General features: G+C 59.6%; 21 protein-coding genes. 10 read left to right on the top strand and 11 right to left on the bottom strand.

Annotated elements, in window-relative coordinates:
• Nucleotides 1-42: 42 nt before the first annotated feature.
• From cheB to AC1D2P_RS08780, 7 genes are all read right to left on the bottom strand, one after another.
• On the bottom strand, nucleotides 43-1,053 hold the full coding sequence (gene cheB / locus AC1D2P_RS08810) for a chemotaxis response regulator protein-glutamate methylesterase (RefSeq protein WP_109786027.1): 1,011 nt from the start codon (nucleotides 1,051-1,053) through the stop codon (nucleotides 43-45).
• Complete coding sequence (locus AC1D2P_RS08805) at nucleotides 1,050-3,317, bottom strand: response regulator (protein WP_477757758.1); 2,268 nt, start codon at nucleotides 3,315-3,317, stop codon at nucleotides 1,050-1,052. The genes cheB and AC1D2P_RS08805 overlap by 4 nt, the downstream gene beginning before the upstream one ends.
• Nucleotides 3,314-3,997 carry a chemotaxis protein CheW gene (locus AC1D2P_RS08800; protein ID WP_046029107.1) on the bottom strand — a complete coding sequence of 228 codons (684 nt, stop codon included), beginning with the start codon at nucleotides 3,995-3,997 and terminating at the stop codon, nucleotides 3,314-3,316. Before AC1D2P_RS08800 ends, AC1D2P_RS08805 begins: the two co-directional genes overlap by 4 nt.
• Nucleotides 3,994-5,253 (bottom strand): CheR family methyltransferase, encoded by a 1,260-nt coding sequence (locus AC1D2P_RS08795; protein ID WP_223523822.1) that lies wholly within the window; start codon nucleotides 5,251-5,253, stop codon nucleotides 3,994-3,996. The genes AC1D2P_RS08800 and AC1D2P_RS08795 overlap by 4 nt, the downstream gene beginning before the upstream one ends.
• Nucleotides 5,250-5,786, bottom strand: a complete 537-nt coding sequence (locus tag AC1D2P_RS08790) for a chemotaxis protein CheW (RefSeq protein WP_046029103.1) — start codon at nucleotides 5,784-5,786, stop codon at nucleotides 5,250-5,252. Before AC1D2P_RS08790 ends, AC1D2P_RS08795 begins: the two co-directional genes overlap by 4 nt.
• Nucleotides 5,786-7,408 carry a methyl-accepting chemotaxis protein gene (locus AC1D2P_RS08785; protein ID WP_109786029.1) on the bottom strand — a complete coding sequence of 541 codons (1,623 nt, stop codon included), beginning with the start codon at nucleotides 7,406-7,408 and terminating at the stop codon, nucleotides 5,786-5,788. Before AC1D2P_RS08785 ends, AC1D2P_RS08790 begins: the two co-directional genes overlap by 1 nt.
• Nucleotides 7,409-7,501: 93 nt before the next feature.
• Nucleotides 7,502-8,185 (bottom strand): tellurite resistance TerB family protein, encoded by a 684-nt coding sequence (locus AC1D2P_RS08780; RefSeq protein WP_109786030.1) that lies wholly within the window; start codon nucleotides 8,183-8,185, stop codon nucleotides 7,502-7,504.
• A 176-nt stretch (nucleotides 8,186-8,361) separates the two neighbouring features.
• Between AC1D2P_RS08780 and AC1D2P_RS08775 the strand changes: the two genes are divergently transcribed.
• From AC1D2P_RS08775 to AC1D2P_RS08740, 8 genes are all read left to right on the top strand, one after another.
• The gene (locus AC1D2P_RS08775) at nucleotides 8,362-9,276 is read left to right on the top strand and encodes a LysR family transcriptional regulator (protein ID WP_046029088.1); all 915 of its coding nucleotides are present in this window, start codon (nucleotides 8,362-8,364) and stop codon (nucleotides 9,274-9,276) included.
• A gap of 101 nt (nucleotides 9,277-9,377) precedes the next feature.
• Complete coding sequence (locus AC1D2P_RS08770) at nucleotides 9,378-10,865, top strand: gamma-aminobutyraldehyde dehydrogenase (RefSeq protein WP_077430810.1); 1,488 nt, start codon at nucleotides 9,378-9,380, stop codon at nucleotides 10,863-10,865.
• A gap of 82 nt (nucleotides 10,866-10,947) precedes the next feature.
• Nucleotides 10,948-12,099, top strand: a complete 1,152-nt coding sequence (gene ydcS / locus AC1D2P_RS08765; protein WP_223523816.1) for a putative ABC transporter substrate-binding protein YdcS — start codon at nucleotides 10,948-10,950, stop codon at nucleotides 12,097-12,099.
• A 190-nt stretch (nucleotides 12,100-12,289) separates the two neighbouring features.
• The gene (locus AC1D2P_RS08760; protein ID WP_077430811.1) at nucleotides 12,290-13,327 is read left to right on the top strand and encodes an ABC transporter ATP-binding protein; all 1,038 of its coding nucleotides are present in this window, start codon (nucleotides 12,290-12,292) and stop codon (nucleotides 13,325-13,327) included.
• Between the two features lies 1 nt (nucleotide 13,328).
• Nucleotides 13,329-14,276: an ABC transporter permease gene (locus AC1D2P_RS08755; RefSeq protein ID WP_077430812.1), complete on the top strand. Its 948-nt coding sequence runs from the start codon at nucleotides 13,329-13,331 to the stop codon at nucleotides 14,274-14,276.
• Nucleotides 14,266-15,075, top strand: coding sequence for an ABC transporter permease (locus AC1D2P_RS08750; RefSeq protein ID WP_046029074.1), 810 nt, complete (start codon nucleotides 14,266-14,268; stop codon nucleotides 15,073-15,075). Before AC1D2P_RS08755 ends, AC1D2P_RS08750 begins: the two co-directional genes overlap by 11 nt.
• 174 nt (nucleotides 15,076-15,249) lie before the next feature.
• Entirely contained in the window at nucleotides 15,250-16,674 is a 1,425-nt protein-coding gene (locus AC1D2P_RS08745; RefSeq protein WP_109786033.1) for a gamma-aminobutyraldehyde dehydrogenase, read from the top strand.
• A 240-nt stretch (nucleotides 16,675-16,914) separates the two neighbouring features.
• On the top strand, nucleotides 16,915-18,399 hold the full coding sequence (locus AC1D2P_RS08740) for an APC family permease (protein WP_477757757.1): 1,485 nt from the start codon (nucleotides 16,915-16,917) through the stop codon (nucleotides 18,397-18,399).
• 44 nt (nucleotides 18,400-18,443) lie between these two features.
• Here AC1D2P_RS08740 and AC1D2P_RS08735 read toward each other — a convergent pair whose 3' ends face one another.
• On the bottom strand, nucleotides 18,444-19,070 hold the full coding sequence (locus AC1D2P_RS08735; protein WP_077430814.1) for an RloB family protein: 627 nt from the start codon (nucleotides 19,068-19,070) through the stop codon (nucleotides 18,444-18,446).
• A gap of 2 nt (nucleotides 19,071-19,072) precedes the next feature.
• Nucleotides 19,073-20,326 carry an AAA family ATPase gene (locus AC1D2P_RS08730; RefSeq protein WP_046029628.1) on the bottom strand — a complete coding sequence of 418 codons (1,254 nt, stop codon included), beginning with the start codon at nucleotides 20,324-20,326 and terminating at the stop codon, nucleotides 19,073-19,075.
• A 436-nt stretch (nucleotides 20,327-20,762) separates the two neighbouring features.
• Between AC1D2P_RS08730 and AC1D2P_RS08725 the strand changes: the two genes are divergently transcribed.
• Nucleotides 20,763-21,272 (top strand): BRO-N domain-containing protein, encoded by a 510-nt coding sequence (locus tag AC1D2P_RS08725; RefSeq protein ID WP_460163407.1) that lies wholly within the window; start codon nucleotides 20,763-20,765, stop codon nucleotides 21,270-21,272.
• Between the two features lie 78 nt (nucleotides 21,273-21,350).
• Here the strand turns inward: AC1D2P_RS08725 and AC1D2P_RS08720 are convergent, their stop codons facing one another.
• Entirely contained in the window at nucleotides 21,351-21,536 is a 186-nt protein-coding gene (locus AC1D2P_RS08720) for a hypothetical protein (RefSeq protein ID WP_046029626.1), read from the bottom strand.
• A 392-nt stretch (nucleotides 21,537-21,928) separates the two neighbouring features.
• On the opposite strand from AC1D2P_RS08720, the gene AC1D2P_RS08715 reads away from it, so the two are divergent.
• Nucleotides 21,929-23,554, top strand: a complete 1,626-nt coding sequence (locus AC1D2P_RS08715; protein ID WP_477811394.1) for a glucan biosynthesis protein D — start codon at nucleotides 21,929-21,931, stop codon at nucleotides 23,552-23,554.
• Nucleotides 23,555-23,745: 191 nt separating this feature from the next.
• On the opposite strand, the gene AC1D2P_RS08710 is transcribed toward AC1D2P_RS08715, so the two are convergent.
• Entirely contained in the window at nucleotides 23,746-24,852 is a 1,107-nt protein-coding gene (locus tag AC1D2P_RS08710) for an NADH:flavin oxidoreductase/NADH oxidase (RefSeq protein ID WP_046029058.1), read from the bottom strand.
• Nucleotides 24,853-24,992: the final 140 nt, after the last annotated feature.

The following is a 24,992-nucleotide window of genomic DNA, read 5'->3' as shown; positions in this document are numbered from 1 at the left end:
TCACCTGAATACTGCCTTTGCCAGGATTACTGCTAATGGTGGTCATTTCGGAAAGATCTCCAGCAATCGTGGTGCGATCTTGTTCAGTGGGCGGACTTCCACAGCAGCGTCGATGGCCGCGGCCGCCTTGGGCATTCCGAACACCGCACTGCTGTTCTGGTCCTGAGCGATGGTCAGGTAACCCTGTTGGCGCATGAGTTTAAGCCCCTGCGCGCCATCGCGCCCCATGCCGGTCAACAAAACCCCCACGGCGTCACCGTTCCAGTAATTGGCAACGCTTTCGAAAAACACATCAATTGAAGGACGGTAGATTTCGTTGACCGGTTCAGCGGTGTAGGCCAGCGTGCCGTTTTTCAGCAAGCGAATATGGTGGTTGGTACCGGCCAGCAACACCGTGCCAGCCTGGGGCGCCTCACCTTCCACTGCCAGGCGCACGTTCAAGCCACTGGCGCTGCCGAGCCATTCGGCCATGCCGGAAGCGAAGACCTGATCCACATGCTGGACCAGCACGATCGCTGCCGAAAAATCTCGCGGCAAACCCTTGAGCAGAATTTCCAGCGCTGCCGGCCCGCCGGCGGATGAGCCGATGGCGATCAGGCGCTGGCGCGAGGCGGAACTGCGATGCGGGCTCGGTGCCTTCGGGACTTGAGCGTTGCGGCCACCAATCAGCCAGCCGATGTTCATGATCTTGCGCAACAACGGGGCCGCCGCCTCTTGGGCATTGCCGGCACCGAGGGCCGGGGTGTCGACCACGTCCAGCGCGCCGTGGCCCATGGCCTCGAACACCCGATGCACGTTCTGCTGGCGGTCAACGGTGACGATGACAATGGCGCACGGTGTTTCTGTCATGATCCGCCGGGTCGCTTCCACCCCGTCCATGACGGGCATGATCAGGTCCATCAAAATCAGATCCGGCGTATTTTCGGCGCAAAGCTGCACCGCCTCCGCTCCATTGCCAGCGACCCAAATCACCTGGTGCGCCGGCTCAAACGCCAAGGCCCGGCGCAAAGCCTCTACCGCCATGGGCATGTCATTGACGATCGCGATTTTCATGCCTTTGCTCCTCCGATGAGCTCAACCACTGCATCAAGCAGGGCATCGTCATGAAAACTGGCCTTGGCTAGATAATAGTCGGCCCCGGCGTCCAGTCCACGACGACGGTCTTCCTCGCGATCCTTGTACGACACCACCATCACTGGCAGCGATTGCAGGCGATTGTCCCGGCGCAATAACGACACCAGTTCGATGCCATCCATGCGCGGCATATCAATGTCGGTGATCAGCAGATCGAAATCCTCCGAGCGCAGGGCGTTCCAGCCATCCATACCGTCAACCGCCACGGCCACATCGTAGCCGCGATTGAGCAGCAGCTTGCGTTGCAACTCGCGAACCGTCAGTGAGTCATCAACCACCAGAATCCGTTTACGCGCCGCCTCGACCGCTTGATTGCTGTGGCGGGCAATGCGCTCCAGGCGCCCGGTATTGAGCAGTTTGTCCACCGAACGCAGCATGTCTTCGACGTCGACGATCAGCACCACCGAACCATCGTCGAGCAAGGCCCCGGCGGAGATGTCCTGCACCTTGCCCAGACGTTCGTCCAGCGGCAATACGACCAATGTCCGCTCGCCGATAAAACGCTCGACCGCCACGCCGTAAATCGCATCGCGCTCGCGGATGACCACGACTTTGAGCGTCTGCTGACTGTTCTGGCTGACCGGGCGCTGCAACAGCTGACTGGCCGCCACCAGGCCGACATGCCGACCTTCATGCCAGAAATGCTGACGCCCTTCGACCTGCACGATGTCCGCCGACTCCAGGTCGCACATGCGTTCGATATGAGCCAGCGGAAACGCATAAGCCTCGTCACCGACTTCCACCACCAGGCTACGGACCACCGACAGCGTCAGCGGCACTTCGAGGTGGAAGCGGCTGCCTGCGCCCGCCGTTTGCTCCAGCACCACCGCTCCGCGCAATTGGCGGACCATGTGTTGAACCGCATCCAGCCCGACACCACGTCCGGAGACTTCGGTGACCTTGTCGCGCAGGCTGAAACCCGGCAGGAACAAAAACGTCAGCAGCTCTTCTTCGCTCAATTGCGCGGCGGTTTCGGCTGGGGATAACTGCCGCTCGACAACGGTGCGGCGGACCTTTTCCAGGTCGACGCCGTTGCCGTCATCGCTCAACTCCAGCACCAGCAGACCGGCCTGATGGGAGGCACGCAGACGAATCACCCCCTCCCCCGGTTTGCCGGCCAGCAACCTTTGTTCCGGGGATTCGATGCCGTGATCCACGGCGTTGCGCAACAAGTGCGTCAGTGGCGCTTCGAGTTTTTCCAGGACGTCGCGGTCGACCTGGGTTTTCTCGCCCTCGATCTCCAGCCGCACCTGTTTACCCAAGTCCCGGCCCAGATCGCGGACCATGCGCACCTGCCCGCTCAACACGTCGGCAAACGGGCGCATGCGACAAGCCAGCGCGGTGTCGTACAGCACCTGCGCCCGCTGACTGGCCTGCCAGGCAAACTCATCCAGCTCGGCGTTTTTTTCGATCAACAGTTGCTGGGATTCCGCCAGCAACCGCCGCGCATCCTCGAGCGCCTCCTGAGCTTCAAGGCTCAAGGCGTGCTCCTTGAGATGCACGTTGAGGTTTTCCAGTGCCCGCAGACCGTTGTTTTGTATGCGCTTGAGGCGCTGCATGGTCGCCAGGTGTGGTTTGAGCCGCTGGGTTTCCACCAGGGATTTACTCGACAGGTCGAGCAGGCTGTTCAAGCGCTCGGCCGTGACGCGCAGCACGCGCTCACCGTTTTCGGTGGTGCGTTTAGCCTTGCGCGGGGTTTCAACCGGGGCGGCTGGCGGCTCAATGACCGGGGCCGGCAACTCGACGGTCTGCGGTTCAGGCAGACGTTCGTCCCTGAGCGGTTCGACCGGTGCCAACGGATCAAGTACATGGGCCATCAACGCCACATAGGCCTCGATATCCGCCGGTGTCAGGTTGTTGTTCGGCGTGGCGATGCGCATCAGCAGATCGGTGCCTTGCAACAACGCATCGATGTGCTCGGGCCGCAAGTACAACTGCCCTTCCTGAGCGCTGACCAGGCAGTCTTCCATCACATGCGCAACACTGACCCCGGCATCGACACCGACGATCCGCGCGGCGCCCTTTAGCGAGTGCGCCGCGCGCATGCACGATTCGAGTTGATCGGCCTGAGTCGGGTTGCGCTCCAACGCCAACAGCCCGGCGTTCAGGACCTGGGTCTGGGCCTCGGCTTCCAGGCTGAACAGTTCGAGCAACGAAGCGTCGCGCATTTGCTCGGGGGTCATGTGAGGCTCCGGGTCACGGCGGACAGCAACTGTTCTTCATCCAGCCAGCGCAAACTGCGACCTTTGAACGGCAACACGCCTCGGGTGTATTTGCCGCTGGCCTGAGTGCCCGATTGCGATGCGGCATCCAGAATTCGTTCGTCGATGGCATGAATCCCGTCAACCTCGTCCACCGGCACCACCACCGGCCCACCGTGGGCGGCGATGATCAGCATGCGCGGCATGACCCGCGCACCGGTGGCCACGTTGTTGGTGGCGTCGAGCCCGAGCAATTCCACCAACGACAGGCAGGCGACCAACGCTCCGCGCACATTTGCCACGCCGAGCAACGCCCGGGAGCGCTGGTGCGGCAACGAATGAATGGCTTGCAGGGGCGCCACTTCCACCAGGCTGCGAGTGGCCAGGCCCAGCCATTCCTCGCCGAGTCGGAACATCAGCAGCGAACGGGTTTTCACCTCGGTTTCAACCGCTGCCGAATGTTGCACGCGGTCGTCCTGCTGCAAGGCGTAGCGGTCGAGCAAACGCGTAGCGGCGGCCGAGTACACCGCGCAATTGCGGCAGTGAATGTGCTCGGTCAGCAGCGGGCAGGACTTGTCACCGTGAATACCGATGCGGTTCCAGCAATCGTCGATGGCCTGGGCATCYTCATGGGTAACGTTCAAGGTGTCGGAGGCGCTCATCGTTTACGCTCACTGTCAGCGCGCTCGCTGCGGGCGGCGCGGTCCTGCAATCGTCTGGCACCCGCCGCATCACCCTGGGATTGCAGCAAGGCCGCCAGGTGCATCAACGCGTCGGGATGTTGCGGTTCAAGGTACAACGCCTTGCGATAAAAACCTTGGGCTTCGAAGGTGTTTCCACTGACATCGCTGAGCAGCCCCAGCCAGTAAAACACTTGGGCGACCGGCTCGTGGCTGCGCAAATACCCTTCGCACGCGGCGCGGGCTTCGACACTTTTGCCTTCGTTGGCCAGCACCGCGATGTTCGCCAGCAACGCAATCGCGTCCGATGCTTTCGCCGCGATTGGCGACGTGAGGGGGGTGAACGGGCGGTTACGCACGGTTGGCGGTGTCACGCTGCGCACGGGTTGGCGTACCGGCAGCGGCGCCGGCACGAACACGGGAAACGGCTCAGGCTGTGGCGCACTCTGGCGGCTGAACGCAAACGACTGCGCAATGCCAATCGAGCGCATGCCAAAACGCCCCAACAAACCACCTTCGGCCGGGCCGATAAACAGCACGCCGTCGACATGCGTCAGGTGCTTGAGTACTTCAAAAACCTGCTGCTGGGTTGGCTGATCGAAATAGATCAGCAAGTTGCGGCAGAACACAAAATCATAAGGTTGCGCGTTAGCGAGCAAGGCCGGATCAAGCAGGTTGCCGACCTGCAAACGCACCTGCTCAAGCACGCGCTCGCTGAGGCGATAACTGTCGTCTTCGGCACTGAAATGGCGGTCGCGAAACGCGATATCGTGACCGCGAAACGAGTTTTTCCCGTAGACCGCACGCCTGGCCTTTTCCACCGACAGTGGGCTGACGTCCATGCCTTCTACCTTGAACTGATGCGGTTCAAGCCCGGCATCAAGCAGGGTCATGGCGATGGAATACGGCTCCTCACCCGTGGAACACGGCAGGCTGAGAATTCGCAGCGCACGCATGTTGTTGATTTCGGCCAGCCGTTTTACCGCCAGTTTCGCCAGGGTCGCGAAGGATTCCGGATAACGGAAAAACCAGGTCTCCGGCACGATCACCGCTTCGATCAATGCCTGCTGCTCATCCTGCGAGCCTTGCAGTGTGTGCCAATACTCATCGGCCGTCAGCGCATTGGACGCCGTGCTGCGCTGGCGCACCGCGCGCTCGATGATCGCCGGGCCCACCGACGTCACGTCGAGGCCGATACGTTCCTTGAGGAAATCGAAAAAACGCTGATCGCTGCTCATGACCGCTCCTCAAGCGATGCCAGGTCCAGCGGTGGCGAAGGAAACAGCAGCGCGCGAACCTGATCATCGAGCAAATCAACGACCCGTACCCATTGCAGCAGTCCTTGCGCATCCTCCCGAACCGGCCCCAGGTACGGCGCCTGGCGGTTGTCCAAACCATAGGGTTTGAAGTCCGCAGCGTCACAACGCAAGGTATCGGTGGCCTGCTCAAGGATCAGGCCCAGCAACATCGAGGGTGTCGTGTCATCCGGCCGATAGTGCACCAGCACCAGCCGCGTACTGGTACGGGCCTGCGCCGGTTGACCGAACGTCAGCGCACAAAGGTCGATCACCGGTACGACGGCGCCGCGATAAGCAAAGACCCCGGCGACCCAATCAGGCGCCCGTGGAATCGGCTTCAAAGGCAGGCGTGGCAACACTTCCGCCACTTCGATGGCCTGCAAGGCAAAACGCTCGCTGGCGATGCGAAACACCAGGAACAACGATTGCTTCGCCGGCACCACGGCGCCGCGTTTGCCCGCGAGTTCGCTCATCAGACTTTGAATCGCGAAACGCCGCTGCGCAGCCCGACGGCCACCTGGCTCAGTTCGTCGATGGCGAAACTGGCCTGGCGCAACGACTCGACGGTCTGGCTGCTGGCATCACCCAACTGCACCAGCGCATGGTTGATCTGTTCGGCACCGGTGGCCTGCGCCTGCATGCCTTCATTGACCATCAACACCCGCGGCGCCAGCGCCTGCACCTGATGGATGATCTGCGACAACTGCTCGCCGACCTGCTGCACTTCGGACATGCCCCGGCGCACCTCCTCCGAGAACTTGTCCATGCCCATCACGCCGGCAGACACCGCCGACTGGATCTCGCGCACCATTTGTTCGATGTCATAAGTGGCGACAGCGGTTTGATCCGCCAGGCGCCGCACTTCGGTGGCGACCACGGCGAACCCGCGACCGTATTCACCGGCCTTCTCGGCTTCGATTGCAGCGTTGAGCGACAGCAAGTTGGTCTGGTCGGCGACTTTGACGATGGTCACCACCACCTGGTTGATGTTGCCGGCCTTCTCATTGAGGATCGCCAGTTTGGCGTTGACCAGATCGGCCGCGCCCATCACCGAGTGCATGGTGTCTTCCATGCGCGCCAGGCCTTGCTGCCCGGAACCGGCCAGCACCGAAGCCTGATCGGCAGCAGTGGAGACTTCAGTCATGGTGCGCACCAGGTCCCGGGACGTCGCGGCGATTTCTCGGGAGGTCGCGCCGATTTCCGTGGTGGTGGCGGCGGTTTCCGTGGCGGTGGCTTGCTGCTGCTTGGACGTGGCGGCGATCTCGGTCACCGACGTGGTCACTTGCACCGACGAGCGCTGGGCCTGAGACACCAGCGACGTCAGCTCGGTCATCATGTCGTTGAAGCCGGTTTCCACGGCGCCGAATTCGTCTTTGCGCTCCAGGTTCAAACGGCCACTAAGGTCGCCGGTGCGCATGATTTCGAGGATGTCCACGATCCGGTTCATTGGCGCCATGATCGCGCGCATCAGCAGCAAACCGCACAGGCCGGCGGCCAGCACCGCAATCAGCAAGGAAATGCCCATGATGACCTTCGCGGTGACCACGGCGTCGTCAATGTTCGCCATGTCCTGGTCGGCCACTGCTTTGTTTTCGCGGATGATGTCGTTGAGTTTCATCCGGCCCGCCGTCCACGCCGGGGTCAGCTGTTCATTGAACAGTTTGATGGCGTCGGCCTCCTGATTGTTCTTATGCAGGTCGAGGAGTTTCGCCAGGATCTTCTGGTACTCCTCATGCAGCTTTTCGAACGCGGCGATTTCGACCTTGTCTTCCTCCGTGGTCACCGTGCGTCGATAGTTGTTCATCTGCTCCAGCAGTCGCGCCTCGAACGCCTTGAAATCGGCGGCGTCTTCGACACTGACGCCCTGCCCTTCCTTGAGGCCGAGCATCTCCTGGGTCTGGATAAAACTGTCGACCCAGGCACTGCGAATCATCGAGCTGAAATACACCCCCGGCAGCGCATCATCGCGAACGCTTTCTTCACTGGCTTCGATCTTCAACAGCCGTGAATACGAGACGACGACCATCAACAGCATGATGGCGATGATTACCGCAAAGCTCGCCAAGATGCGTTGGCGCAACGTCCAGTTTTTCACAGTCAGTCCTCGGGGCGGTTCAAATGCTGGGGAGTATAGCCGAGGGCGTTGTTTCATTTATAAGACGGTGTGCGGCGGTTCTCAATCCAGGACTTACAGGGAAACCTGTCGCACCTGCTTCTCCAGCTCTGCCTTCAACCCCGGCTCCAGCTTCAACTGCCGCGCCAGCTCATCGAGGTAGGACTTCTCCATGAAGTTCTGCTCATCCACCAGCATCACGCTGGCGATGTACATCTCGGCGGCCATTTCCGGCGTGCTGGCAGCCCGGGCAACGTCCGTCGGGTCCAGCGGTTTGTTAAGTTCGGCATGCAGCCAGTGCTGCAACACCTGATCGTTGTCGAGCTTGCTGAACTCACTTTCGATCAGCGCACGCTCGCGTTCATCAATATGGCCGTCCGCTTTCGCTGCAGCCACCAACGCCTTGAGAATCGCCTGGCTGTGCAGTTCAACTTGCGCCGGGGGCAAGCGATCGAGGGTTTGCGGTTCAGTGTTCGGTGCCGTGCCTTGCTGGGCCTGCCAGTTGCCAAAGGCCTTGTAGGCAATCACGCCCAACGCGGCGAGGCCGCCGTAGACGGCGACTTTGCCGCCGACGCTACGAGCCTTTTTGCTGCCGAGCAACAAACCCATGGCGCCCGCAGCTATTGCACCGCCGCTCGCGCCCGAGAGCAAACCGCCGAGGCCACCGCTGGACGCCTTGTTCTGATTGCCGCCGGCCTTGTTCTGCAGCAGGTCCTGACCGGACTTGAGCAGTTGATCGAGCAATCCACGGGTATTCATTTTGCCGCCTCCAGGAAAGGGGTTAACCGGACACTTAAGGCCCCGAGCCTAATTCGAAAGTGCCCCGCGTCTCCCGGCGAGAGTGCTTCTGAATGTTGCCAGGATAAAACGGCCCATCGAATAAAAAGATATACACTCGAGCGAATCTATAAAAACCGCCCACCGGGTACTGTCCCATGATGACCCTGCGTCAGATTCGTCATTTCATCGCCGTGGCCGAGACCGGCTCGATCTCCGCCGCCGCGCAAACCGCGTTCATTTCCCAATCGACTTTGACCCTGGCGATCCAGCAACTGGAAGAGGAGATAGGCGTAGGCCTGTTTAACCGGCACGCCAAGGGGATGAGCCTGACTCATCAGGGCCATCAATTCCTGCGTCAGGCGCACTTGATCCTGGCCACGGTGGACAACGCCAAGCGCAGCCTGCAACAGAGCACCGATCAGGTGGCCGGGCAGTTGATCGTCGGGGTGACCAGCCTCGTGGCCGGCTATTACCTGGCGGACTTGCTGACAAGATTCCAACGCGCCTACCCCAACGTCGAAATCCGCGTAATGGAAGACGAACGCCCCTACATCGAGCATTTGCTGGTCAGCGGCGAGATCGACGTCGGCGTGTTGATCCTCTCCAACCTCGAAGACCGCCACGCCCTGCAAACCGAAGTCCTGACCCATTCGCCCCATCGCTTGTGGCTGCCGGCGCAGCATCCGCTACTGGAACACGACAGCATCAACCTCGCCGACGTAGCGCGAGAGCCGCTGATTCAACTGAACGTCGATGAAATGGACCGTAATGCCCAGCGCATGTGGTCCGCCGCGTCGCTGCAACCACGCATCACCCTGAGAACCGCGTCGACGGAAGCCGTGCGAAGCCTGGTGGCGGCCGGTTTGGGCGTATCGATCCAGCCCGACATGACCTATCGCCCGTGGTCGCTGGAGGGCGACATCATCGAAGCGCGCCCGATTGCCGACCTGAGCCAGACCCTCGACGTCGGCCTGGCCTGGCGTCGCGGCACGGCGCGGCCAGCGCTGGTGGACCCGTTCCTGACGGTTGCGCGCGAGCAGCCCCACGGCGGGCGCAAGCCATCTATTTAATCGAACGCCACCTTCAGTATTTAGTATTTGTCGACCTCGGGTCCGCGCACTAGTCTTGTTGCATCTATATAAGACGGCCGGCCCCAGTCACAGGGAGCAGCATGGCCACACAAGAAAAGAGAACCCGAAAGATGGCTGGCGCGCAGACCCCGTTGTTCACCGCGTTGTTGATCGATGGCGAATTGGTCGCGGGTCAGGGTTTTGTCGAACCCATCCTCAACCCCGCCACCGGGGAAGTGCTGACGCACATCGCCGAGGCCAGCACCGAGCAAGTGGAAGCCGCGATTCTCGCCGCCCATCACGCCTTCGCCAGTTGGTCACGGACCACGCCACAGCAACGTTCGAACCTGTTGCTGGACATCGCCAATGCCATCGAAAAACAAGCCGACCTCCTCGCCCGTCTCGAATCCCTGAACTGCGGCAAGCCGTTGCACCTGGCCCGTCAGGACGATTTGAGCGCGACAGTGGATGTGTTCCGTTTCTTTGCCGGCGCCGTGCGCTGCCAGACCGGCCAGCTCAGCGGTGAATACCTGCCGGGGTATACCAGCATGGTGCGCCGCGATCCTATAGGGGTCGTCGCCTCTATCGCGCCGTGGAATTACCCGATCATGATGGCCGCGTGGAAAATCGCCCCGGCCCTTGCCGCCGGCAACACGCTGGTGTTCAAGCCGTCCGAACACACGCCGTTGTCCATCCTCGCCCTGGCCCCAGCCCTGGCCGAGATCCTGCCGCGTGGTGTGATCAATATTGTCTGCGGCGGCGGTGAAGGGGTCGGCAGCCACTTGGTCAGTCACCCGAAAATCCGCATGGTGTCGTTGACCGGCGATATCGTCACCGGGCAAAAAATCCTGCAAGCAGCGGCGAAAACCTTGAAGCGCACGCACCTCGAACTCGGCGGCAAAGCGCCGGTGATCGTCTGTAACGATGCGGACATTCAAGCGGTGGTCGAGGGTGTGCGCACTTACGGTTATTACAACGCCGGTCAGGATTGCACCGCCGCGTGCCGGATTTACGCACAGGCCGGGATTCATGATCGTTTGGTGGCTGAGCTCGGCGCGGCGGTCAGCAGCCTGCGTTTCGCCGGCAAGCGCGATGCCGATAACGAAATCGGCCCGCTGATCAGCACCCGCCAGCGCGACCGCGTGGCCAGTTTTGTCGAACGCGCCCTCGGCCAACCGCACATCGAGCGGGTGACCGGTGCGGCGGTGCATTCCGGTGCCGGCTTCTATTACCAGCCGACGCTGCTGGCCGGCTGCAAGCAGAGCGATGAAATCGTTCAGCGTGAAGTGTTCGGGCCGGTGGTCACCGTGACCCGTTTTGACGGGCTCGAACAAGCCGTGGACTGGGCCAACGACTCCGAATACGGCCTCGCCTCCTCGGTCTGGACCCAAAACCTGGACAAGGCGATGCAGGTCGCAGCGCGCTTGCAGTACGGCTGCACCTGGATCAACAGCCATTTCATGCTGGTCAGCGAAATGCCCCATGGTGGCCTGAAGCGTTCGGGCTACGGCAAAGACCTGTCCAGTGACTCGCTTCAGGACTACAGCGTGGTGCGGCACATCATGGCGCGCCATGGCCAGCATCTCTGACTACGCTAATAACAAGCCGCTAACGGCATGCTTCACCACGTTCACAACTGCCCCGACCATAATTAAAGAAGAGGGAATTCCCATGTTCGTGCACAAGACCGCACTGCTCAGTGCAATCACTACAGCGCTGCTGGCCAGCGCCAGCCTCCAGGCCGCTGAACCGCTGAAAGCGGTCGGCGCCGGCGAAGGTCAGCTGGATATCGTGGCCTGGCCCGGCTACATCGAACGTGGCGAAAGCGACAAGGCCTACGACTGGGTCACCGGTTTCGAGAAGGAAACCGGCTGCAAGGTGAACGTGAAGACTGCGGCCACTTCCGATGAAATGGTCAGCTTGATGGCCAAGGGCGGTTACGACCTGGTGACCGCGTCGGGCGATGCCTCGTTGCGGTTGATTGGCGGCAAGCGTGTGCAGCCGATCAACACGGCGTTGATCCCGAACTGGAAAAACATCGACCCGCGTCTCAAGGATGCGCCGTGGTACGTGGTCAACAAACAGACTTACGGCACCCCGTATCAGTGGGGCCCGAACGTATTGATGTACAACACCAACGTGTTCAAGACCGCGCCGACCAGTTGGGCCGTGGTGTTCAATGCGCAAAACCTGCCGGACGGCAAGCCGAACAAGGGCCGCGTGCAGGCCTATGACGGCCCGATTTACATCGCCGACGCGGCGCTGTACCTGAAAACCGCCAAGCCGGAATTGGGCATCCAGAACCCGTACGAACTGTCCGAAACGCAGTACAAAGCCGTGCTTGATCTGTTGCGTGCCCAGCAGCCGCTGATCCACCGCTACTGGCATGACACCACCGTGCAGATGAGCGACTTCAAAAACGAAGGCGTGGTCGCGTCTGGCGCCTGGCCGTATCAAGTCAACGGCCTGATGAACGAGAAACAGCCGATCGCTTCGACCATCCCGAAAGAAGGCGCCACCGGTTGGGCCGACACCACCATGATGCACGCTGAGGCCAAACACCCGAACTGCGCCTACAAGTGGATGGACTGGTCGTTGCAACCGAAAGTCCAGGGTGATGTGGCGGCTTGGTTCGGCTCGTTGCCAGCGGTGCCGGCGGCGTGCACCGGCAGCGAACTTCTGGGTGCCGAGGGCTGCAAAACCAACGGTTTCGACCAGTTCGAAAAAATCGCCTTCTGGAAAACCCCGCAGGCTGAAGGCGGCAAGTTCGTGCCATACAGCCGCTGGACCCAGGACTACATCGCGATCATGGGCGGCCGATAAGCCCCCCGTAGCAGCTGCCGAGGCACGAGGCTGCGTTGCGTGTCCGCAGGACCGCCCTCGGGGCCGCTGCGCAGCCCAACGCAGCCTCGTACCTCGACAGCTGCTACGACGCTGTTCATTAAGTTTCAGATTTTTCAGAAGTCCAGGCAGGGCCGCTGCGACGGCCCTCGCCTTTTTGGAGCACCGCACCATGACGCTTGCAGTCCAGTTCACCAACGTTTCCCGTCTGTTCGGCGAAGTGAAAGCCGTAGACCGGGTTTCCATCGACATCCAGGACGGCGAGTTTTTCTCCATGCTGGGCCCTTCCGGCTCGGGCAAAACCACCTGTTTGCGCCTGATCGCCGGTTTCGAACAACCGAGCGCAGGCTCTATCCGGATTCACGGCGAAGAAGCCGCCGGGTTGCCGCCGTATGAGCGTGATGTCAACACGGTGTTTCAGGATTACGCCCTGTTTCCGCACATGAATGTTCGCGACAACGTCGCCTATGGTTTGAAAGTCAAAGGCGTCGGCAAGGCCGAGCGCCAGAAACGCGCCGAAGAAGCCCTCGACATGGTCGCCCTCGGTGGCTACGGCGAGCGCAAACCGGTGCAACTGTCCGGCGGTCAACGTCAGCGTGTGGCCCTGGCCCGCGCACTGGTCAATCGCCCGCGTGTGCTGCTGCTCGACGAACCCTTGGGCGCCCTCGACTTGAAGCTGCGCGAGCAAATGCAGAGCGAGCTGAAGAAACTGCAGCGTCAGCTCGGCATCACGTTCATTTTCGTCACCCATGACCAGACCGAAGCGCTGTCGATGTCCGACCGCGTGGCCGTGTTCAACAAGGGCCGCATCGAACAGGTCGACACCCCGCGCAACCTCTACATGAAACCGGCAACGACCTTCGTCGCCGAATTCGTCGGCACCTCCAACGTGATTCGCGGCGATCTGGCGAAGCAGTTGAGCGGCAATCCACAGCCGTTCTCGATTCGTCCCGAACACGTGCGTTTCGCCGAAGGCCCGCTGGCCGGCCACGAAATCGAAGTCAGCGGATTGCTGCACGACATCCAGTACCAGGGCAGCGCTACTCGCTACGAACTGAAGCTGGAAAACGGCCAGACCCTGAACATCAGCCAGGCCAACAATCAATGGCTGGACGTCAGCGCCCAGCACCAGACCGGGCAACGCATCAGTGCTCGCTGGGCACGGGAAGCGATGATCCCGCTGCACGACACCGTTGCCGGCGGGGTGTGAAATGACCAGCGTGGTTATCCCTCAAACCCCGGCCGGCGGCTCGCCGTTGCGCAGGTTTTCCAACCTGCTGTATCGCCGGCCGAATTTTTACCTGTCATTGCTGCTGGTGCCGCCACTGCTGTGGTTCGGCGCGATCTATCTCGGCTCGTTGCTGGTGCTGCTGTGGCAAGGCTTCTACACCTTCGATGACTTCACCATGGCGGTCACACCTGACCTGACCCTGGCGAACTTCGCAGCGCTGTTTCAGCCGTCGAACTTCGACATCATCCTGCGCACCTTGAGCATGGCTGTCGTCGTGTCGATTGCCAGCGCCATCGTCGCGTTCCCGATTGCCTACTACATGGCGCGCTACACCACCGGCAAGACCAAGGCGTTTTTCTACATCGCGGTGATGATGCCGATGTGGGCCAGTTACATCGTCAAGGCGTATGCCTGGACCTTGCTGCTGGCCAAGGGCGGCGTCGCGCAGTGGTTCGTTCAACACATGGGGCTGGAGCCGGTGTTGCAGTTTGTGCTGGGCATTCCGGCCGTGGGCGGCAGCACCTTGTCGACCTCGCACCTGGGGCGCTTCATGGTGTTCGTCTACATCTGGTTGCCGTTCATGATTCTGCCGATCCAGGCATCGCTGGAACGTCTGCCGCCGTCCTTGCTGCAAGCCTCGGCCGACCTTGGCGCCAAGCCACGCCAGACCTTCATGCAAGTGATTCTGCCGCTCTCGATTCCCGGCATCGCCGCCGGTTCGATCTTCACATTCTCGCTGACCCTGGGCGACTTCATCGTGCCGCAACTGGTCGGCCCGCCGGGCTACTTCGTCGGCAGCATGGTGTACGCCCAGCAAGGCGCGATCGGCAACATGCCGATGGCCGCGGCCTTCACGCTGGTGCCAATTGTGCTGATCGCCATTTACCTGTCCATCGTCAAACGACTGGGGGCCTTCGATGCACTCTGACAAAGCCTCTTGGGGCCTGAAAATCGCAGCCTGGGGCGGATTGGTGTTTTTGCACTTCCCGATCCTGATCATCTTCATGTACGCCTTCAATACCGAAGACGCGGCTTTCAGCTTTCCGCCCAAGGGTTTCACCCTGAAGTGGATCGGCGTGGCGTTCTCGCGCCCCGACGTGCTGGAAGCGATCAAGTTGTCGTTGCAGATCGCTTCGATCGCCACGCTGATCGCCATGGTCCTCGGCACGCTGGCTTCAGCGGCGTTGTACCGGCGCGACTTCTTTGGCAAGCAAGGCATTTCGCTGATGCTGATCCTGCCGATTGCGTTGCCGGGGATCATCACCGGGATCGCCTTGCTGGCGACCTTCAAGACCTTGGGGATCGAGCCGGGGATGTTCACCATCATCGTCGGCCACGCGACCTTCTGCGTGGTGATCGTCTACAACAACGTCATCGCCCGTTTGCGCCGTACTTCACACAGCCTGATCGAAGCGTCCATGGACCTCGGCGCCGATGGCTGGCAGACCTTCCGCTACATCGTCCTGCCGAACCTCGGCTCGGCGTTGCTGGCCGGCGGCATGCTCGCCTTTGCCTTGTCGTTCGACGAAATTATCGTCACCACCTTCACCGCCGGCCATGAACGCACCTTGCCGCTGTGGCTGCTCAACCAGCTCAGCCGCCCACGGGACGTGCCGGTGACCAACGTCGTCGCGATGCTGGTGATGATCGTGACCATGCTGCCGATCCTCGGCGCCTATTACCTGACCCGGGGCGGTGAGAGCGTCGCGGGCAGCGGCGGGAAATAACCGAATAACCACTGAAGGAACCGAATCTCTGTAGGAGTGAGCCTGCTCGCGATGACTGACTGTCTTTCAACAGTGATGTCGACTGTAAGACCGCTATCGCCGGCAAGCCGGTCTCACTCCTACATTTAGAGCCGGTTCAGACAGAAAAATAAAAGCGTCAATGAGGACAATGCCATGCAAACCAAACTCTTGATCAACGGCCAACTGATCGACGGCGAAGGCCCCGCCCAACCCGTGTTCAACCCGGCCCTGGGTCGTGTGCTGATCGAAATCAACGAAGCCAGCGAAGCCCAGGTCGATGCCGCCGTGCGTGCGGCGGATGCCGCGTTCGACAGCTGGTCGCAAACCCCGCCCAAAGAACGCTCGCTGCTGCTGCTCAAACTCGCCGACGCCATCGAAGCCCATGGCGAAGAACTGGCCAAACTGGAATCGGACAACTGCGGCAAACCGTACAGCGCCGCGTTGAACGACGAGATCCCGGCGATTGCCGACGTGTTCCGCTTCTTCGCCGGCGCCAGCCGTTGCATGAGCGGTTCGGCGGGCGGTGAATACCTGCCGGGCCATACCTCGATGATCCGCCGCGATCCGGTGGGCGTGATCGCCTCCATCGCGCCGTGGAACTACCCGCTGATGATGGTCGCCTGGAAAATCGCCCCGGCCCTGGCCGCCGGTAATACCGTGGTGCTCAAGCCGTCGGAACAAACCCCGCTGACCGCCCTGCGCCTGGCCGAACTGGCGTCGGAAATTTTCCCGGCCGGCGTGCTCAACCTGGTGTTTGGCCGTGGTCCTACCGTGGGCAGCCCGTTGGTGACGCACCCGAAAGTGCGCATGGTGTCGCTGACCGGTTCGATCGCCACCGGCTCGAACATCATTTCCAGCACCGCCGATACGGTTAAACGCATGCACATGGAACTGGGCGGCAAAGCCCCGGTGATCATCTTTGACGACGCCGACATCGACGCCGCCGTGGAAGGCATCCGCACCTTTGGTTTCTACAACGCCGGTCAGGACTGCACGGCGGCATGCCGCATCTATGCGCAGGCAGGCATCTACGAAAAATTCGTCGAGAAGCTCGGCGAGGCGGTCAGCAGCATCAAGTACGGCTTGCAGGATGATCCGTCGACCGAACTGGGGCCGTTGATCACCGCCCAACATCGCGACCGCGTGGCCGGGTTTGTCGAGCGCGCCATTGCACAACCGCACATCCGTTTGATCACCGGCGGCAAGTCGGTGGACGGCAATGGCTTCTTCTTCGAGCCGACCGTACTGGCCGACGCCCAGCAGGATGACGAAATTGTTCGCCGCGAAGTGTTCGGGCCTGTGGTGTCGGTCACAAAGTTCAGCGATGAAGCCCAAGTGCTGGGCTGGGCCAATGATTCGGACTACGGCCTGGCGTCGTCGGTCTGGACGGCGGATGTCGGTCGCGCGCATCGCATGTCTGCCCGCTTGCAGTACGGCTGCACCTGGGTGAATACGCACTTCATGCTGGTCAGCGAAATGCCTCACGGCGGTCAGAAACTGTCCGGTTATGGCAAAGACATGTCGATGTACGGGCTGGAGGACTACACCGTCGTCCGGCATGTGATGTTCAAGCATTAAAAACATCGCGAGCAAGCTTTGCTCCTACAGGTTCACTGCAATACCTGTAGGAGCCGGGCTTGTCGGATCGCCGCACCGCCGCGATGGCGTCACCGCAAACTCAAGGAAGAAACCGGCACCCGCACCATCAGGCACCAAACCAAAGAAGTCAAAACAATAACCACCGATCCGGGCAGTGCCGTCATGGCCCCGCCACGGTTTCGGACATCCGAAATCTGCCGATTTTCCGGAGCTAACACCATGGATACAACACCCGAACTTGCTGTCCCCGTCGCTGACAGCGACGCCGAGCAGTTACGCAAACTGGGTTACACGTCGAACTTCAATCGCAGCATGAGCCTGTGGGAAAACTTCGCCCTGGGCTTCACGTACCTCTCGCCCGTCGTAGGGGTTTATACCCTCTTCGGCCTGTGCCTCGCCGCTGGCGGACCACCGATGTTCTGGGCCTATTTGCTGGTCGGATGCGGCCAGTTGCTGGTGTGCCTGATCTTCGGTGAAGTGGTTTCGCAATTCCCGATTTCCGGTGGCGTCTACCCGTGGGCCCGTCGTTTAGTGGGCAAGCGCTGGGCGTGGATGGTCGGCTGGATCTACTCCATCGCCCTGTGCGTGACCATCGCCGCGGTTGCCGTGGGTGCCGGTCCGTACCTGGCGGCCATGATGGGTTTTGAACCGAGCAACAACACCAACATCATCATCGCGCTGTTGCTGACGCTGTTTGCCACGTTGGTCAACCTCAGCGGCACCAAGGTGCTGGCGCGCATCGCCATGTTCGGCTTCCTGTGTGAATTGGTGGGCGCGGTGATCGTCGGCGTTTACCTGCTGGTCTTCGAGCGTCATCAACCGCTCAGCGTGTTGTTCAACACCTTCGACATCAGTGTTGACGGCTCGTACCTGCCAGCCTTCCTGACCGCTTCGCTGGCGGGGATGTTCCTGTACTACGGCTTCGAGGCCTGCGGCGATGTGGCCGAAGAAACCCCGAACCCGAGCAAGAAAATCCCGGTGGCCATGCGCATGACCATCTACATCGGCGGCATCGCGGCAATGTTTGCTTGCCTGGCGCTGATCCTCGCCGTGCCGGACATGCAAGCCGTCATCAACGGCACCGACAAAGACCCGGTCACCACCATCCTCAACAACGCCTTCGGCCCGGTCGGTTCGAAAGTGGTGATGGGCGTGGTGATGATTTCCTTCATCTCCTGTGTCATCAGCCTGCAAGCGGCGGCGAGTCGTCTGCTGTATTCCTACGCTCGGGATGAAATGGTCATCGGCAGCTCACTGCTGAAGAAGATTTCTCCTAACACCCAGGTACCGGTGGCTGCGCTGTTCGTGTCCGGCGTCCTGCCGGCGCTGATCATCGTGCTGGGCTTCTTCCTGCAGGACGCGGTAGCAACCATCGTCAGCTTCGCGGCCATCGGCATCTACCTGGCGTTCCAGATGATCGTGCTCGGGGCTCTCTATGCCCGTATGAAAGGCTGGAAACCAAGCGGAAAATTCACCCTCGGTGCGTGGGGCTGGATCGTGAACATCGGCGCGCTGGCGTATGGCATTGGCGCAATCATCAACATGGCCTGGCCGCGTACGCCGGATGCGGCGTGGTACATCAACTACGCCATGGTGCTGAGCACGGCCATCGTGATTGGCCTGGGGTTGTTGTACATGTGGATTGCCAAGCCGTATGACCACGGTACAGCGCCTGCGGGGGATGCGTGGAAGGTTAGTCGGTAAAGGTACTTTCTCAGCCCGCAGCGATGCGGGCTGGGTTGGTGGTGTTAAATCGGTTGAGGTTTGGAGAGACTTTCAAACTCGTCCATCAATAGATGGATTTCGGTACTCGGGTTGGCTTCGCCGCTAATGGCGACATCCTCGATAATCTTTGGCGCTAAAGCTCTTGCCCTTTGAAATGGCTCCCCCAAGAGTTTGGCGAAATAGTTGATGTCTTCGCCCTTCGCATACTTATCCATGTTGGGCTTTTCTCTGAGGCTCTTGGCTACCAAGTCGCCTGGAGAGCACTTCCCGACCGCACGAAAAGGCTTTCGATTGAACCCGAAATGCAGAAGAAGCCAAAACTCAAAACAGGGGTATGAAGCGATAACTTTGATTTTCGGATGCGGCCTAGCCAGATTAATTGCTCGCTCAAAACACAAATGCGTATCGCGATCCAAGGCACAAAACACCTTATCGAATCCTTTCTGACGGGCGATGGCTGTTTTTACAATGCCACTTGGGTGTGTGATGCCGCAGTGGGCAATGTCCACTTGAGCATTGGCGCGAAAATGAAATGCGGCCTCTTCCAGGTATCGTTTTCCTGACTTGCTGTCTTCACAGAGAATCAGCACTTTGGGTTGAGGCTTGAACCGGGATGCCTTTCGATCAAACAGCCGTATAGGGCGTGCCATGATCAGCCCCGCCTTATCAACGGTAATCCGCGATAACGGCCTTCAAAGTAGCGTTTCTCGACGTCCTCTCCTTCTCGTCCTTCAAAATCGTGAACCGAATAAAGACAGGTTGCACCGTTGGCATCGCGCTCGGTGATCCAGAACTGATCGCGCCGAAGTGTTTTGGCGTTCATTAGATGAGTGTCATGGGTGGTAAAGATCAGTTGAGTATCCAGCCCACTGTCCAAGTGTTTCTCAATCAGGTCATCAACGATTGAAGGGTGAAGGCTGCTGTCCAACTCATCGACAGAAAGAATCCCGCTCCCATCGGCGTGATTGATCATGAACCAAGGCAGCCAGAATCCGATCAGGTTTTTTGTACCCCCCGACTCCTCTGAAAAATCGAATTCGGCTTTTCCAAGAAGGCTCGTATGCGTCAGGGTAACTTTGTCTTTTTGGGCGGCCGCAAAGAACTCTTTCAGCGTGAGTTTTTTTGCAGGTTGAACAGATTCCGCGTCTTCGGTGTTGAGGTGGATAGCTGACACAGGGATATCCACATCCTTTAGAAAATCTCGCAAATTGCCGGTGTGATCCGAAGCAATCTTCAGAAATCTGATGGACGCGGCTGACAGCCCCATGAAGTTGTTCTGCTCGATCACGAGTAGACCGGTTTGAAACCAGCCAAACGGACCCCGCAACTGGGTCAGCTCTTCGCTACTGTTCGCTATCGCCTGCGAAATAAACAATGTTTTGGGGCTCGTCAGACGCCGCCACGCATTGTGGACTTCTTTACCACCCTCAAGGTGTGCTCCAAAAATATACTGCTCACCCTCCTCCGCAAAACGACGCTGATACAGCAGCACTTCCTTGCCTTTGGGGTATGAAACCAGTTGTTCCTCGATAATCCGCAGAGCAGTCAGGCGCAGAACAAACCGATATCGGAGCCCGCGTTGAATGAAGTTGTACTCAAAACAACTGGGTTCATGTTGGAGTTTCGGGTCAAAACGAAAGGGCGAAACCGGTAGCGGTTCATCATTTGAGGACGGTAATGCTGTGAGCAACTGTCCGATGATTCCCATCGCCCGAATGAGCGAAGATTTACCAGACGCATTCGGCCCGTAGATCGCCGCCACCTTCAACAAATCCGGCAGTTTTTCTCCATTTACCGGCGGCGCGAACAGGTTGCGCTTTTTGCTCAAGCGCGGCGTCGCAGCCATGGACAGGGTTTGTTTGTCACGGAAGGAGCGATAGTTGGAAACAGAGAATTCGATCAACATGTAGCAAACCTGCAGTTCGTTCCTGAAAACGAAAAAACTATAGGAAAAACCTGGGCTGGGATGCTGCATCAGTGCATTTCAAGCAAAAACAGGAAATTCCTACAGCCCGAGCCTTCAAGTTAAAAGCCCCATTCCTACGGCATGCGTCGCCAGAGTAGACTTGGCGCCGCGAGCGCCTGAGAGATAGGCTTTACCTCGTCGCTGCCAAATCAGCGACCCGGGGTCGAAGCCGGAACACTATCAACATGGCGCATCCGCGCCCCCATATGAACTGGGGCAATTTTTTGCCTTTCAGTTTCGCTTTATGGTGGGCCGTGTGGCGCGGGCCTCTTGGCTTCATGTTGATCGAGAATGTCCCGACTTCGAACGCCGCACGGTCCGCCACCCAAATCTGTCGAAGGATCAGTGGCGGCTCCTTTTCAACATGGAGTCGAAAATGCTTGAGCACACGCTAAATCCGTCCAAAATCCATCCTCATTTCACCCCAACCGTCTTCACCCGCCACAACCGCTTTCTTCACACCTTCATGCACGCCAACCAGGCTTGGTTCTGCGTCCAGGACCTCGGTCGCCTGATGGGCCGCCCTCTGGATCAACGCCTCACCCTGAAGCTCGATCCCGATCAGCGCCAACAGGTCTTGTTGCTGAGGAACGGCAAAACCATTGAATCGTTGATGGTCAGCGAATCTGGGATGTACGCCCTGCTGGTTCACCATTTCGTCCCGGAAAACCGAAACTTGCGCCAATGGCTGAGCAACGAGGTCATACCTACCCTGCGTGAGTCGAAAGCTGCTGTGGATAACATTCCAAGCCTGAGTTCATTGCAATGGGCAGGCATCTCGGTGCCGCTGCTGCATTGGCAACATCAAGCCTGGATCAAATGGCGGGACATGCCTGACCTGATGCAAGTACAACGACCCTTCAAGATCATGGGCACTTGCAGTTGAAGACAGGGTAAAAAATGAAAAAGGGGCGGACTTCACAGTCCGCCCCTTGGCTTTCCAACAAGACTTAATCTCAAACCTTCAAAACCGCGAAACACTCCGCATCGCATCCACCAGATACCGCATCGCAATCCGGTCGCTCTCCGACAGCTCGCGATACCGTTGCAACAACTTCAGCTCATCCGGGCTGAGCCGACGCCTTCGCCGGCCACTCGCCAGGCATGGAAGGATTCCTAACATATCGGTGAGTCCTTGTACTTTCGTCATGGACGATGTCCTTCTATAGGTCTGTGGAAACTTCAAAAACCGCATCGCCCTTTCCTCTTCATCAGTCGCCGGCCTGAAGGGCAGAAACCGGTCATGACCACAGAATAGAAACTATCTGCGCGCTGAAAAGCGATTTTTAGAGTAATTAGTCAAAAAAAGCAGAAATGCCCTATAAATCAGAAAGTACTGTCGGAAAACTTCACCGACATTTCTTGTTTCATTGCCACACTGACAAAGTGTTACCCATCAATTCTTGTCTGCAATCGAACGGTTTAAGCTATTTGGCATCTGTTTAAAGTCCGTTGCGTTTGGCCGAAGGCATGTCCGAACCGATATTTTTGATCCAGCACGTGCCAGGAACGGCGCGGGATTGTTCACGACAGGTTGTACTTATGCATCGCAGGAACTTGCTCAAAGCGTCCATGGCCATCGCGGCTTACACCGGTTTGTCTGCCACCGGCCTGTTGGCCGCCCGCGCCTGGGCGGGCAATGGCACAGCGGATGGCGAGGCCCAGGCCTTCGATTTCGAAGCACTGAAAATTCAGGCCAAGCAACTTGCCGGCAACCGCTATCAGGACACCAAGCAGGTGCTGCCGCCAACGCTGGCGACCATGACGCCGCAGAATTTCAACGCCATCCGCTACGACGCGAACCATTCGCTGTGGAAAGACCTGAACGGTCAGCTGGACGTGCAGTTTTTCCACGTCGGCATGGGGTTCAAGCAGCCGGTTCGCATGTACAGCGTCGATCCCAAGACGCGTCAGGCGCGCGAGGTGCATTTCCGCCCTTCCCTGTTCAACTATGAAAAAACCACGGTCGACACCAAACAACTGACGGGCGATTTGGGGTTTTCCGGGTTCAAGCTGTTCAAGGCCCCGGAGCTGGACAGGCACGATGTGCTGTCCTTCCTTGGCGCGAGTTATTTCCGAGCGGTGGATAGCACCGGGCAATACGGGCTGTCGGCACGCGGCCTGGCAATCGATACCTACGCAAAGAAGCGCGAGGAATTTCCGGACTTCACCAAGTTCTGGTTCGAGACTCCGGACAAGGACAGCACCCGTTTTGTGGTCTATGCCCTGCTGGATTCGCCGAGCGCCACCGGCGCTTACCGTTTTGACATCGATTGCCAGGCCAATCAGGTGGTCATGGCGGTCGATGCCCACGTCAACGCGCGTACTGCCATCGAGCAACTGGGGATCGCGCCCATGACCAGCATGTTCAGCTGTGGCACCCATGAACGGCGCATGTGCGACACCATTCACCCACAGATTCACGACTCGGACCGTCTGGCGATGTGGCGCGGTAACGGCGAGTGGATCTGCCGCCCACTGAACAACCCGGCGAAACTGCAATTCAACGCCTTCGCCGACACCGATCCCAAAGGCTTCGGCCTGGTGCAGACGGACCATGAATTCGCCAGCTATCAGGACACGGTCGACTGGTACAGCAAGCGTCCGAGCCTGTGGGTAGAACCTACAACCGCGTGGGGCGAAGGCTCTATCGATCTGCTGGAAATTCCTACGACCGGTGAAACACTGGATAACATCGTCGCGTTCTGGACCCCGAAAAAACCGGTCGCGGCCGGTGACTCCCTGAACTATGGCTACAAGCTGTACTGGAGCGCGCTGCCACCGGTCGGCACGCCATTGGCTCGGGTCAACGCCACCCGCTCGGGCATGGGCGGCTTCACCGAGGGCTGGGCGCCGGGCGAGCACTACCCCGAAGTCTGGGCGCGGCGTTTTGCCGTGGACTTCACTGGCGGCGGCCTCGATCGCTTGCCCGAAGGTGCCGGGATCGAGCCGGTGGTGACGTGCTCGAACGGGCAGGTGAAGGATTTCAACGTGCTGGTGCTCGATGACATCAAGGGTTAMCGCATCACCTTCGACTGGTTCCCGACCAATGACAGCGTCGAGCCGGTGGAGCTGCGGTTGTTCATTCGAACCAATGACCGGACGTTGAGTGAAACCTGGTTGTATCAGTATTTCCCGCCAGCGCCGGATAAGCGTAAGTACACCTGACAGTTAATGGTTGTCTGGGCTGGCCCCATCGCGAGCAAGCTCAGCGCCTACAAGTGTATGCGTTCGATACGATACCCTTGTAGGCGCTGAGCTTGCTCGCGAAGAGGGCCTGACAGACAACAAACCTCAGTGCACAGAAACGCAAAAGCCCCAGTCAACTCGACCGGGGCTTTTTGGTTTTACAGCGTCAATCAGTCACGCAAATCCGACTCATGAATCGGCTGCTCCCGATGGGTCGCGCGTTGGTATTGCGCCGGCCAGATGGCCTTGCGTCCACCCAGGTCATCATCGGCATGCAGCGGCCAATACGGGTCGCGCAACAACTCACGGGCCAGGAAGATGATGTCCGCCTGACAGGTGCGCAAAATGTGCTCGGCCTGCGCCGGCTCGGTAATCATTCCAACCGTGCCAGTGGCAATGCCCGACTCCTTGCGCACACGCTCAGCGAAGCGGGTTTGATAACCGGGCCCTGTCGGAATTTCGGCATTGGCGGCCGTACCGCCCGAGGAAACGTCAATCAGGTCCACGCCCAACGCCTTGAGGCGTCGCGCCAGCTCTACCGTTTCATCCGGGTTCCAGCCGTCTTCCACCCAATCGGTAGCCGACACCCGCACGAACAGCGGCAGCTCTTCAGGCCATACCGCACGCACCGCTTCAGTGACTTGCAGCACCAGCCGAATCCGGTTCTCGAACGAACCGCCAAATTGATCGCGTCGCTGATTGCTCAGGGGCGAAAGAAATTGATGCAACAGGTAACCGTGGGCGGCGTGTATTTCGACCACTTTGAAACCAGCGGTCAGTGCGCGCCGGGCCGAGTCAACAAAAGCCTGGACGACCTCGGCGATCTCGCTTTCATCGAGCTGCCGTGGGTGGGTGTGCTGCGGGTCAAATGCAATCGTCGAAGGCCCCACCGGCACCCAGCCACCGTCTTCGGGCTTGACGCTGCCATGTTTGCCGAGCCACGGCCGATGGGTGCTGGCCTTGCGCCCGGCGTGCGCCAACTGGATACCGGCCACAGATCCCTGGGCGGCGATAAAGCGCGTGATGCGTTGCAGGGGTTCGATCTGTTCGTCGTTCCACAGGCCGAGGTCCTGGTCGGTGATGCGCCCGTCGGCGGTGACCGCCGTGGCTTCGGTAAACACCAGGCCGGCACCGCCGACAGCGCGACTGCCGAGGTGGACGAGGTGCCAGTCATTGGCCAGCCCATCGACGCTGGAGTACTGGCACATCGGAGAGACCGCAATACGGTTGAGCAGGGTCAATTGACGCAGGGTATAGGGTTCAAGCAGCAGACTCATGGGTCACCTCTCGTATCAGTGGGCAGGCTCCAGGGTTCTGTTTGAAAAGTCGACGAGTGACATGAAAAAGGCGCAGCACCCGCCCCCGCGGGCAAAAAATTCGACAAGACGTCACAAGGATAATCAAGCAGTGATTAGAG

Source organism: Pseudomonas sp. P1_F1_2 (assembly GCF_056405815.1).
This window is presented reverse-complemented; position numbering and strand designations above follow the sequence as displayed.